The organism is Hamadaea tsunoensis DSM 44101 (genome assembly GCF_000428945.1).
GTDB lineage: Bacteria > Actinomycetota > Actinomycetes > Mycobacteriales > Micromonosporaceae > Hamadaea > Hamadaea tsunoensis.
Map to the genome: position 1 here is coordinate 79,743 of NZ_AUAX01000028.1, position 11,706 is coordinate 91,448.

The 11,706-nt window shown below is 70.7% G+C and carries 11 protein-coding genes; 7 read left to right on the forward strand and 4 right to left on the reverse strand.

Annotation, left to right across the window (positions count from 1 at the left end):
* Positions 1-61: 61 nt before the first annotated feature.
* Positions 62-1,189, reverse strand: coding sequence for an endonuclease/exonuclease/phosphatase family protein (locus G401_RS0132070; protein ID WP_169734277.1), 1,128 nt, complete (start codon positions 1,187-1,189; stop codon positions 62-64).
* A 187-nt stretch (positions 1,190-1,376) separates the two neighbouring features.
* Here G401_RS0132070 and G401_RS0132075 point away from each other — a divergent pair, with 187 nt between their 5' ends.
* The 3 genes from G401_RS0132075 to G401_RS49885 are packed head-to-tail and all read left to right on the forward strand — an operon-like array spanning position 1,377 to position 4,708.
* The gene (locus G401_RS0132075) at positions 1,377-2,420 is read left to right on the forward strand and encodes an NAD-dependent epimerase/dehydratase family protein (RefSeq protein WP_027345706.1); all 1,044 of its coding nucleotides are present in this window, start codon (positions 1,377-1,379) and stop codon (positions 2,418-2,420) included.
* Between the two features lie 45 nt (positions 2,421-2,465).
* Entirely contained in the window at positions 2,466-3,440 is a 975-nt protein-coding gene (locus tag G401_RS49880; RefSeq protein ID WP_051367451.1) for a UbiA prenyltransferase family protein, read from the forward strand.
* Positions 3,437-4,708: a glycosyltransferase family 4 protein gene (locus G401_RS49885; protein WP_245601907.1), complete on the forward strand. Its 1,272-nt coding sequence runs from the start codon at positions 3,437-3,439 to the stop codon at positions 4,706-4,708. The genes G401_RS49880 and G401_RS49885 overlap by 4 nt, the downstream gene beginning before the upstream one ends.
* Here G401_RS49885 and G401_RS49890 read toward each other — a convergent pair whose 3' ends face one another.
* On the reverse strand, positions 4,709-5,257 hold the full coding sequence (locus G401_RS49890) for an NADAR family protein (RefSeq protein ID WP_051367452.1): 549 nt from the start codon (positions 5,255-5,257) through the stop codon (positions 4,709-4,711).
* A 1,008-nt stretch (positions 5,258-6,265) separates the two neighbouring features.
* Between G401_RS49890 and G401_RS0132095 the strand changes: the two genes are divergently transcribed.
* The gene (locus G401_RS0132095; RefSeq protein WP_027345707.1) at positions 6,266-6,553 is read left to right on the forward strand and encodes a hypothetical protein; all 288 of its coding nucleotides are present in this window, start codon (positions 6,266-6,268) and stop codon (positions 6,551-6,553) included.
* 86 nt (positions 6,554-6,639) lie between these two features.
* On the opposite strand, the gene G401_RS0132100 is transcribed toward G401_RS0132095, so the two are convergent.
* Positions 6,640-7,197: a DUF6939 family protein gene (locus tag G401_RS0132100; protein ID WP_027345708.1), complete on the reverse strand. Its 558-nt coding sequence runs from the start codon at positions 7,195-7,197 to the stop codon at positions 6,640-6,642.
* Between the two features lie 149 nt (positions 7,198-7,346).
* Here G401_RS0132100 and G401_RS0132105 point away from each other — a divergent pair, with 149 nt between their 5' ends.
* Both G401_RS0132105 and G401_RS0132110 read left to right on the forward strand, forming a co-directional pair.
* Positions 7,347-8,312 carry an NAD(P)H-dependent flavin oxidoreductase gene (locus G401_RS0132105; RefSeq protein WP_027345709.1) on the forward strand — a complete coding sequence of 322 codons (966 nt, stop codon included), beginning with the start codon at positions 7,347-7,349 and terminating at the stop codon, positions 8,310-8,312.
* Between the two features lie 21 nt (positions 8,313-8,333).
* Complete coding sequence (locus G401_RS0132110) at positions 8,334-9,212, forward strand: hypothetical protein (RefSeq protein WP_027345710.1); 879 nt, start codon at positions 8,334-8,336, stop codon at positions 9,210-9,212.
* Positions 9,213-9,361: 149 nt separating this feature from the next.
* On the opposite strand, the gene G401_RS0132115 is transcribed toward G401_RS0132110, so the two are convergent.
* A complete protein-coding gene (locus G401_RS0132115; RefSeq protein WP_027345711.1) occupies positions 9,362-10,591 on the reverse strand; it encodes an MFS transporter in 1,230 nt (409 codons plus the stop codon).
* 100 nt (positions 10,592-10,691) lie between these two features.
* Between G401_RS0132115 and G401_RS0132120 the strand changes: the two genes are divergently transcribed.
* Entirely contained in the window at positions 10,692-11,627 is a 936-nt protein-coding gene (locus tag G401_RS0132120; protein WP_027345712.1) for a hypothetical protein, read from the forward strand.
* Positions 11,628-11,706 lie beyond the last annotated feature (79 nt).

Consider the following 11,706-nt stretch of genomic DNA (forward strand, 5'->3'; position numbering starts at 1 on the left):
CGCCTGCTGTACTGCCACTGGTCGTCATCGAGCCTCCACGGTGGAGTTGTGCCGCCGCCGCTCAGCGGGGCGCGAGCCGGATCCGCTGGACCTTGTGGTCGGAGAAGCCCGCCGGGGAGAGCTGGTCGTAGCTCGACACCGTGACGTCGGGCGTGGTGAACAGCCAGTCCAGCCGCCACCAGTAGCGGCCGGCCTGCCAGGTGGTCGGATAGAACGACGACAGCGCCCGCGACTGGTCGACCAGCCGGTCCGGCACCATGCGCAGGACGCCCATCGCCGGCGAGGTGTTGAAGTCGCCGCCCAGCACGACCCGGTTCGGGTTGTGGCCGATGTCCTCCTGGAGCGCCTCCAGGCTCGCCTTGCGCATCTCGAAGTTGAACCGGTCGATGGCGAACATGCTCTGGCCCGGGTCGCCGCGCAGCCGGAAGATCCGCTGCGGCGGCTGGTAGAGGTGCGAGTCGTAGAAGGAGACGACCTGCCCGTCGACCCGGATGTCGGTCCGCAGGGTCTGCGACTGGTAGAACAGCGGCCGGGTCGCCAGGCCGTGCGGCACCGCCTTCAGGTCGTCCGGCAGGTACTTCGTCGTATCGAGCCAGCTGTGCCCGACGACCGGCAGCCGCGACAGCGTGATGTCCCGGCCGGCGATCACGATCTCGTAGCCGGGGAACTCCGCCCGCAGCCGGTCGGTCTGGTCGATCGCGAGCGCCTGCGACGCCGTGTCCGCGAGCGTCAGGTCGACGTGCGCGTACTCCTGGAGCATGTAGACGTCCGCGTTCATCGCCTTGAGGAACGCGTAGAACTGGTCTGTCGTGTGTGGACCGCCTGGTTCCCAGTCCTGGTCCCAGTATTCGGTGTTCCAGGTGACGACGGTGATCGCCCCGGCCGGCTCCGCGGGTGGCGAATACCACAGCGTCGCGAAGTTGAACCCGCTGAACGGCAGGCCCACCGCCAGAGCCAGCAGCGGTACGCCGACCAGCTTCCAGCGTACGCGGACCGCCAGCGCGATCCCGAGCAGCAGCACGGGAACCAGGGCGAACACGAACGGCGGCAGGAGATCGGCCGGCCCCCACCAGTACGCCCGGCCGCTCAGCAACCAGTGCAGCGCGACGAGGAGAAGCCAGCCGGAGCAGGCGGCCACGGCCAGTCGGGTCGGCCAGCGGCGGTGTCGTTTGAGGACTGTCGGAGGCACCGGCGGCTGCGCGCTACCCGGTAGAACGTCGATGACTTCGGCCACGATCACACTCTCGCCACCGGCTCCTTGTCGGATTCTTGGCGCCGGCCGGCCGCCGCGACAAGAGAACGGCAATCGCCGATCGGCGACGCTCGTGCTGCCCGGGACCGCACATCAGCCGACAGCACAGACGACGGGAGGGAACGTGCACATCGTTCTCACGGGAGCGGCCGGCATGCTGGGCACCGCCCTGCTGGACCGGGAATGGCCCGGGTTCACCTGGACGGGCGTCGACCTGCGGCCGCCCAGACACGCGCACGACAACGCACAGGACGGCGCGCAGGACTTCGTGACCGCCGACGTCCGCGACACCGACCGGCTCGCCAAGGTGTTCGCCGGCGCCGACGTGGTGGTGCACGCGGCCGCCGCGCTGCCGAGCCACCGGTCCGCCGAGATCCGGTCCGTCGACGTGGACGGCACCCGTTCGGTGGTCGAGGCGGTACGCCGGGCGGGCGTACCCCGGTTGGTGCACATCTCCTCGACGGCCGTGTACGGGCTGCCCCGCTACTGCCCGACGCCGGAGGACTATCCGCGGGTGCCCGTGGACGCGTACTCGGGCGCGAAGGTGGCGGCGGAGTCCATAGTGGAGCAGGCCCGCCGGGACGGCCTCTGCGCGCCCATCCTGCGCCCCAAGACCTTCCTCGGCCGGGAGCGGCTGGGCATCTTCGCGATGCTCTTCGAGTGGGCCGACGAGGGCCGGCACTTCCCGCTCATCGGCGGCGGGCGGGCCGTCACGCAGATGCTCGACGTCGGCGACCTGTGCGACGCCGTCCGGCTCGTCTGCGAAGGCCCGGACGAGGCCGTCAACGACACGTTCAACATCGGCGCCGCCGAGTACGGGCCGCTGCGCGACGACTTCCAGGCCGTGCTGGACGCGGCCGGGTACGGCCGGCGGATCATCTCGGTCCCCGTCGGGCCGGCCGTCGCCGGTCTGCGTACGCTCGCCGCCCTGCGGTTGTCGCCGGTGTACGCGCGGCTGGTGCACAAGCTCGTCCGCGACTCCTACGTCTCGATCGACAAGGCCGTCGACCGGCTCGGCTACGCCCCGAAGGTCAGCGGCCGCGACTCGCTGCTGGCGACCTACGACTGGTGGCGGCGGGAGGCCGCCCCGCTGCGGCGTACGACCGGCCGCACGCACCGCGACCCGTGGCGCCAGGGTGCCCTGCGACTCGCCAAGGCGCTCTTCTGACCGACCCGCAACAGCCGAGCACTCTCCTGAACGGGAGGTTCCGCCGTGGATCAGACCCTGACCGAGGCCCTGGACACCCTGCCCGCCGTGCCGACCACCGCCATCTCGACCACCGCCACTGCGACCACCGCCGTCACCACCTGGGGACGGCTGTCCGCCTACGTCGCGCTGCTGCGCCCCCGCCACTGGGTCAAGGGCAGTCTCGTACTCGTCGGACCGCTCGTCACCGGTCCGGTGCGCAGCTGGCCGCACCTGGCCACCCTGCTGCTCACGCTGGCCGCCTTCCTGCTCGCCGCGTCCACCGTCTACGTCCTGAACGACCTGCGCGACCGCGAATCCGACCGGCTGCATCCGCTCAAACGCCTGCGCCCGATCGCCAGCGGCCGGGTCAGCCCGGCGGGCGCGGTCTGGCTGCTCGCGGCGATGGGCACGGGCATGGCCGGGGTGCTGGTCCTGCTGCCTCGGCTGGTCGCCGTGATCGTGGTCGCGTACCTGCTGATGAACGTGTGGTACAGCTTCGCGCTCAAACGCCAGCCCCTCGTCGACGTCTCCGTCGTCGCCACCGGCTTCGTCCTGCGCGTGCTGGCCGGCACCGTCGCGGCCGGGCTCGCGCCGCAGCCGTTCCTGCTCATCGCGGTCTACGGCGCGTGCATGGCGCTCTCCCTGGGCAAGCGCCGGCATGAGCTGTCCGCCACCACCGATGCCGCCGTACGCCACCGGCCGGCCCTGTCGGCGTACTCGGTGTCCTTTCTGGACCACGTGGTCGTGGTGAACCTCGTGGCCGCCCTGGTCGGCTACGTCGCCTTCCTCTGGCCGATGCGCCCGCCCTACGGTCCGGTGACGGCGGTGCTGACCTTTCCGTTCGCGACCTACACGATCTTCCGGTACCTGCAGATGCTCATGGTCGAGCGGTCCGGCGGCGACCCCGTCGAGGACCTGATCCGCGACCGGCCGCTGCTGGTCAACGTCGGCATCTGGGGCGTCATCCTGCTCCCCGTCCTGGTGGTGAGCGCCCTGTGACTTCCGAACTCGCCGTGACCCCCGAACCCGCAGTGACCAGTGCCGCGGCGCAGCCTTACGACGTCTGCTTCGCCGTCACCTACTACGCGCCCTACGTGAGCGGCCTGACCGAGGTCGTCCGCGTGGTCGCCGAGGGCCTCGCCGCCCGCGGCCGCCGGGTCGCCGTCGTCGCCGCGCGCCACGACCCGGACCTTCCCCTCCACGAGGTACGCGAGGGCGTGGAGGTCTTCCGCACCCCCGTCGCCGCCGCCGTCAACCGCGGTCTCGTCAGCCCTTCGTTCGTCCCGACGGTACGCCGGATCGCCCGCCGGTCCCGCGTACTCAACCTGCACCTGCCGCTGCTCGAAGCCGGGGCGATCGCGCTGGGCATGCGTACGCCGATCGTCTCGACCTATCACATCGACCTGTGGCTGCCGCCGAGCCTGGTCGCCCGGCTGGCCACGGCGGCGGTGCGGGTCTCCTCGCGGCTGGCCCTGCGCCGCTCGGCGGCCGTCGTGGTCAACAGCGACGACCAGGCCGAACACTCCGAGCTGTGGCCGGTCCTGCGGGACAGGGACCGGGAGCCGATCGCGGCGCCCTGCCTCGACCGGCGCGGCGGGCGACCGTCCTACCGGGAGACCGGCGGCCCGCACATCGGCTTCCTCGGCCGCATCGTGCCGGACAAGGGCCTGCACTACCTGACTGCGGCGTTCTCCGGCATCGAGGCGTTCGCCGGTATCGAGGATCCCGACGCCCGGCTGCTCATCGGCGGCGACTACCTGACCGTGGCGGGCGGCAGCGGGAGCGTCATCGAACACCTGCGGGCAGCCGCCGAACGCGATCCCCGTATCCGCATCCTCGGCCTGCTGCGCGGTCGGCAGATCGACGACTTCTACGCCTCGATCGACGCGTTCGCGCTACCGTCGGTCGCCGAGTCCTTCGGCATCGTCCAGGTCGAGGCGATGATGTGCGGCGTACCGTCGGTGACCACCGACCTGCCGGGCGGGCGCTATCCCGTCGCCGCCACCGGAATGGGCGCGATCGTCCCGCCCCGCGACCCCGAACGCCTGCGCGCCGCCCTGCTCGACGTCCTCTCCTGGGACACCGGTACGCGCGACAAGGGCGCCGCCCGAGCCCGCGAACTGTTCGGTGTGGACAGTTGCCTGGACCGGTACGACGCCCTGTTCCAGCGGCACGGTGCCACCGGTTCGGCCGCGCCGGTCTCGGCTGCGGGAGTCGCGGCGGTGTCGGCGTCGGCTGCGTCGCCTGGGCTCAGCGCGGAAGGTTGATCACAGCGGCTCGCGGAGCCGTTCCCGCGTCTCGCCCAGCGCGAATCCCAGCAGGTTCAGCCCTCTCCACCGGGCCGGATCCTGCGCCCGCGGATCGGTCGCCGCGAGTCCGATCCCCCACACCCGGTCGACCGGACTCGCCTCGACCAGCACCCGGTCCTTCGTACCGAGCAGGAACCGGCGCAGGTCGTCGTGCCGGCCGAACTTGGCCAGGCTGCCCGCGAGGACGATCGCGTACCGGTGCTCGTCCCAGGTCCGCTGGTCGAATCCGCGTACCTCCCGGCCGAGCACCTTGGCCTCCTGCGGATGGCGTACGGCGAGGACCCGGTCCGCGATCTCCCGATCACCGAACAGGGTCGCCTTCGACCACATCATCCAGTGCTCGGCCGTCGCGTACTCGACGTCGTCGACGCTGAAGCGCGCCGGCCACCACTGGCTCAGGCAGCCGGCGCCGATGCTGCCGTCACGCTGCGGCTGGTGCCCCCAGAAGAACAGGTACTTGACCTTGGTCCCGGCGGCGACCGCACGCGCCAGGTCGTCCTTCGTCACCTGCGGAGTTTATGCCAGACCGATTGGAAGCCGCCTCGCATTTCGTTTCCTCACACGCCGCTTCGCCCATATCGGAGGGTCACGGAGAGGTGCTCGGAACTCCGGTCAGGTGCCGGTCCGTCACCGGCAGATGATCTCCTGATGTAGAAGCATGGCGCTTCGACTGCTTGCGTGGGGCACCCTGGCGAGCGGTCGGATTTCCCCCCTCTCGGCTGCCGTGGATCACGCCCGAGCCGCTCCACTGCCGCCGATGGTCCGCGATGCGGGAAAGATCTCCCGGAAACTGGACCGCGGTCACCGGCTTCTTGATCGTTTACGGATGAGGCGTCATTTTCAGCCCACAATGCATGATCGTTTACGGTTCTGGAGTGCATATCGGGCCTCTGGCAACACCTGACGCGTAAATGATCATGCAGTCAGGCGCCGAAATCACACCTCAGCCGTAAACGATCAGGGCGTCAGTGATCGCGTCTCATGGGCCGGATAGTCGTTCCCGCACCGCGGGCAACAGGGGGCGATGGCGCGGGTCGCGCGTGATCGACTGCGGCGGGGACGTCGAAATCCTCCCAGACCCAAGATCGAAAGCGCCTCGGATGCAGATGGCGGGCCGAGGCTGCACCTCCGCCGCAATCGATCTAGGGCGAGAGTGCGAAATGACATCCCAGCCGTTGTCGATCATCAGCCGGCGAGCGTCCGAAGCGTCCATATCGGACAGTTGTGATAAAGGCCAGGGGCGCAGGGGAGAGTTGATATCGACGAACCCGAGCCACGTCCGGGATGTCCCCGCACCAATACGGCGACTGTGATCAATGCGCTGATCCCTGAAACGCGTACCGGACAACAGCCACGAACGATCATGACAGCCGTGACAGTTCCCCGCGCATGCGGCCGGAGAACCATACATGGCCAGGATCGCGTCAGCCGGAGCCGCAACGCGTGTCACCGCCGGAAAGGAAGGAGACCGACCAAGGGGTGTCAGGTGGAACCTGGATGGCACCATGGCTGCCTATGGAGGGCAACGTAGGCCACTGGCACGCCATCGTCGAGGACAACGCCGGCAGCGGCCAATACGCCCGTTGGCGGATCGCGAGGACCGTCGACCTCGGCCCCGACCGTGCACCGGCCCTGGCCGGCGCGCAGCAGATCGCCGCGACGTACAACCCGCCGCATCCGTGGCGGCCGCAGTGGCGCCAGGTCTACGAGCACGGCGAGGACGGCTGGCTGGTCGTCGTCGTGGGTTCGATGAGCACCTCCCACTTCCGCGTCTCGCTGGTACGCCTAATCTCCCAGCACTGAGCGGTGTCTCCCAGCACTGAGCAACGTCTCCCAGCACTGAGCAGCGCCTTCCAGCACCGAGCAACGTCTCCCAGCACCGAGCGGCGTCACGTCCCGTCCGGCCACCTGTCGTCGAGGTAGGCGGCCACCAGCGCGGCGTGCGACAGCGGCGTACGCGGATCGGCCGGGTCGCCGTTCGTCGTGTAGTCGAGCAGCACGAGGTCGCCGTCCCGGCCACGCGACCGGAGCAGTTCGACGACGTCGTGCGCCGGACCGTCGAGAACCTGGCGGTACACCGGCAGGTAGATCAGCCGCCGGGCGTCGAGATAGTCGAGAACGTCCTCGCCGTGCAGGCCTCGGCGGTGGCCGACGATCGGGCCGAGGGTACGCGCGGATCGCTTGATCCCGGTCATACGCGTCTGCGTCAGCTTGGCCGGATCGACGTCGGCGTCCCGGAACACCTTCAGCCCCTGCCAGATGCCCTCGACCGAGGTGCCGGTGACGCCCGGCGTGAACGGCACCGGGATGCCGCCGTGCGGGAAGAACGGGCTCAGGCGCACCCAGGGCTCGGCGGCGCGCGACGTCACGTCGATCACCGCCGCGCCCGGATACGCCGCCGCGAGCGACTTCTCACCACGCCGCCGATGGGCGACGAATACCGTCATGAAAACTCCCCCCGGAGTCGCGAGCATCGTCGCAGAGGCGTATGACATTTCCGGTCGGCCCCGGTAACAGGCCTGCAACGGGGTGGCGGGACGCAGCCGACCGTCCCTGTTCGACGTCGCCGGGACCGGCGTCGGGGACAATGGGCGGCATGGCGTTGTCCACCGCGTTCACCGATCTGCTCGGCGTCCCGCATCCGATCGTCCTCGCGCCGATGGGCGGTTCCGCCGGCGGGGCGCTGGCGGCGGCCGTCTCGCGCGGCGGCGGGCTCGGTCTCGTCGGTGCGGGCACCGGTGATCCGGGCTGGCTCGACCGCGAACTGACGATCGTCGCGTCCAACACCGATCAGCCGTGGGGCGTCGGCTTCCTCACCTGGGGTGTCACGCTGGACGCGGTCGAGCGCGCGCTCGCGTACCGGCCGCGGGCCGTGCTCTTCTCGTTCGGCGACCCGTCCCCGTTCCTCGCCCCCGTACGCCGGTCCGGCGCGACCGTCATCGTCCAGGTCACGACCATCGACGAGGCACGGCTGGCGGTCGGGATCGGCGCCGACGTCATCGTCGCGCAGGGTACCGAGGCCGGCGGTCACGGTGCTCGCCACGGCCGCTCGACACTGCCGTTCGTCCCGGCCGTCGTGGACCTCGCCGGGCCCGTGCCCGTGCTGGCGGCCGGTGGCATCGCGGACGGCCGGGGAGTGGCGGCCGCCCTGGCTCTCGGTGCCGCCGGCGCCCTCATCGGTACGCGTTTCCAAGCCACCGTCGAATCCCTCGTCGATCCGCGGGCCGCCCAGGCGATCGTCGACGGCCGGGGCGAGGACACCGTGCGCAACGGCGTCCTGGACATCGTGCGCGGATCGGCGTGGCCGTCCCGCTACACGTCGCGTACGCTCGGCCATCCGCATCTCGACCGGTGGCGCGGCCGCGAGGACGAACTGCCGGGCAACACCGAGGCCCGTCAGTCCTATGAGGACGACAAGGCGGCCGGCGTCATCCCCGCCCTGCCGATCTGGGCCGGTGAGGCGGTGGATCTCGTCACCGACCGGCCGTCGGCGGCGGAACTGGTCGCCCGCATCGCCCACGACGCGGAGTCCGTGCTGCACCGGCTGGTCCAGCCCCGCTGAGCGTACAAGGGCAGGGGTTGAATGAGTGCCTTCTCGGTCGACAGCGTGGGGCTGGAGCGTGCGCCGTTCCCGCTGAGCTTCAGCGTCCGTGAGGACGCGGGCTGTCACGTGGTCCACGCCACGGCGGCGCAGGCGGAGGAGCTCGCGGACATCCTGGCCCGCGCAGCCGGGGGCCCGGCCGGGGGCACGATCGTGGTCACCGAGGTCGCGACCAACAGCTTCCTGGACGAGCGGTACGAGCAGTGGCCGGTGTCGCGGATCGCCGCGGAGCAGGGAGTCACCTGCACGGTGCACGAGTTCGGGGCGCTCTCCACCGGAGTCTTCGGACTCGGCACCGAGGCCCTTATCCTGCGGCCTGACGATCTCGGCGCCTTCCTCGCCGGCTGGTCGCCGTACGAACTGACGCTCGTGGGCCTGCCCGGTACGCCGACCACGGAAGACCTGGACGAAATGGGACTGGCCATCGGCATCGCGGATCACAGCCTCGCCAATCACGGCCGGGCGATCCTGCCGACCCTGCCCGGCTGCCGCCTCTGGTACTCCGGCCACGACGACTGCTACGTCTGGCTGGAATGCGTCGATCCGGCGGTCCCGCCGGCGATCCTCAGCCGTCTCCTGGCCCTGATGGCAGGCTCCGCCCTCACCGACGACACCAACGAAAGCACCAACAGCACCGACGGCACGGAGACGCACATCCCGGACGCGGACCACGCGATCGCCACGGCGCTGATCGAGGAGAACCCCCGCTGGGTCGGCTCGCTCGCCGCCGCGACCGGAAACGAGGTGACCATCCAGCTGTCCGCGACCGCGGCACCCTGGCGGCTCGGCGACAAGTTGCCGGCCCGCGTCGATCGCACCGTCCGATACGACCGCACGACCACCAGCTGGCGCGCTCATTGACCGGGCGGTGACCCCGCCGACGTCGGTGGGCACCCCTCCGGAGCTGTCCTCGTATCCGGTCGGCGCCGCGACGCGTATTCCCGCATGACGGAAAAACCACGACGGCGCGCAAGCGGAGAAGGGGGTGAAGCTCCTCAAAGGGGGAAGCTCTACGCGGGAAGCGGTTCCGCATGCGCGATATGAGTGAGCTCTCCCCAGAGGAGGACCACGAAGCAGGCCGATCCCGCGAACGCGAACCAGAACGGCGCCGTCACCCCGAAGTGCGTGGCCAGCACACCGCCGAGCGCCGAGCCCACCACGAGACCTCCGTAGACGCTGATGGTGTTGACGCTGTTGACCCGCCCCTGGAGTTCGCTGGGCACCGCGCGCTGCCGGACCGTGATCGACGTCGTCCCCCAGATGAACGCGTGCGCGCCGAACACGAACATGATGACGCACGCGGCCCAGGGCGAGGTGGTCACCGCGAGCGCGCCGTGGGTGAGCGTCTCGATGATGAGGCCGACGCGCATGATGTTGCCGAGGCTGACCCGGCGGGTGATCCAGCCGTACGAGACCGTGCCGAGCAGGCCGCCGACGGCGCTGACGGTGGTGAGCAGGCCGAATCCGACGGCGCCGAGGCCGAGCCGGCGTTCGGCGTAGATGACCAGGACCGACCAGGCGGCGCCGAAGGTCACGTTGAAGATGAGGATCGTCAGGGCCAGCGTACGCACGGCCGCGTGGTGCAGCACCCACCGGAAGCCCTCGGCGATGTCCTGGCGCAGCGGCGTACGCCGTTCCCGCTCGTGCGGCGGCAGCACCACGCGGGTGACCATGAGCAGCCCGGCCAGGACGAGCACGGTCTCCCCCGCGAACGGCCACGTGCGCCCGACCGCGAACAGCGCGGCCCCGATGGGCGGCCCGAGGAGCTGGTTGAGCGTGATGAAGCCGGTCTGCAGGCGGGCGTTGGCGGTCGCGAGGTCGTCGCGGTGCACGAGCATCGGCGTCAGCGTCGAGGAGGTGCTGTCGGCGAAGACCTCGGTCGTCGCGAGCAGTCCCAGCCCCAGCAGCACCAGGACCGGCGTGGCCGCCCCGGTGACGAGCAATGCGACGAGGCCGGCGAGGACCACGACGCGTACGAGGTTGGCCGACAGGACGATCCGCCTGCGGTTCAGCCGGTCGGACAGCGCGCCCGCGTACAGGCCGAAGACCAGGGGCGGCGCCCAGCGCAGCAGCGCGGCCATCGAGATCAGCGCCGGGCTCGTCGTCACCGACGCCATCAGCAGCGGCCCCGCGGCCACCGCGATGCCGTCACCCAGGTTGGTCGACCAGGAAGACCCCAGCAGCCAGCGGAAGTCGCGCCCCAGCCGGGCCGGCAGGATCGCCTCGGTCACCCTCGTCACAAGATCGAGACCCTATGCCTGTACGCGTCCCGGCCGCAACGCATTACCATCGCGGTCGCCCCCCTCGCCCGCCCCTCGCCCGCACTTCCAGGAGACTCCATTGACGACGGAACAGATGGTCGAGGCTCATTCCCCGTCTGCGGATCCCCTGCGTACTGATCCCCTGCGTACGGATCCCCCGCGTACCGACGCCGACGGCGAGCTGCGGGCGGTCGGCGACTACCGGCTGATCGCGCTGCTCGTCGGGGCCTGCGCGACCGGCGTCGTGGCCTGGTACAACCCCGACCGGCTGGCGTCGGACACCGATCAGCACAACCGCTGGGTGATCTACGCCATGATCGCCGTGGTGCTCGGGGCGGCCGCCGGTGAGGCGTTCGGCTTCGGCATCGCCCGGTGGCGCGAGCTGCGGGCGATCCGCCGCGTACGCCTGATCGAGGTGCTGCCGATGGTCACCGCCGTGATCGGGGCGGCCGCGGTGCTGCTCTGGGTGGCGCCGCAGTTCGTCGGGGACAACGTGGTCACCTCCCGGGGCTGGCTGATGACCCTGGTCGCGGTCGTCGGCGTGCTGCCGACCGCCGCCGCCCTGGCCACGATCCAGCGGGTCGCCCGGCGGCCGCTGCCCGGCTCGATCGGTGCGCAACTGGCGATGCTGATGCACCTGCGGCGTACGCTCGCCCGCCTGCTCAACCAGCTCGGCCTGATCGTCATCCTGGTGATGGCGGTCAACGGGGCCGCCTGGGCCGACAATCAGGCCCACAACGCCGCCCTGTTCTCCGGTGCGGTGGGTTCCCTGGTCGTCGGCGTCATGTACGTGCCGGCCGCGACGACGCTGCGCCGCCGGGCCGCCACGTTCGTCGCCCGCAACTTCTCCCTCGACGCCGCCGAGCCGGCCGGGCTGCTGGCGGCCGCCGAGGATCAGGCCAAGCTGGAGAAGCTGCTCGGCCTGGACCAGACGACGTTCAGTGAGATGAAGGCCGGCCTGGTGATCCTCACGCCGTTCGTCGCGAGCGCCCTGTCGACCTTCATCGACCTCTGATCGGCGTCGCCGGCACCGGAACCGGTCACGGCAGCGTCCGCCGATCCGGGTCCGGCCGCCCAGCCGCCGGATCTCGGTG

What these genes read in the sequence shown, in the direction of transcription:
- G401_RS0132095 (WP_027345707.1), top strand. Translation starts at nt 6,266, where the DNA reads ATGGAGGGCAACGTAGGCCACTGGCACGCCATCGTCGAGGACAACGCC.
- G401_RS0132100 (WP_027345708.1), bottom strand. Translation starts at nt 7,197, where the DNA reads ATGACGGTATTCGTCGCCCATCGGCGGCGTGGTGAGAAGTCGCTCGCG.
- G401_RS0132110 (WP_027345710.1), top strand. Translation starts at nt 8,334, where the DNA reads ATGAGTGCCTTCTCGGTCGACAGCGTGGGGCTGGAGCGTGCGCCGTTC.
- G401_RS0132105 (WP_027345709.1), top strand. Translation starts at nt 7,347, where the DNA reads ATGGCGTTGTCCACCGCGTTCACCGATCTGCTCGGCGTCCCGCATCCG.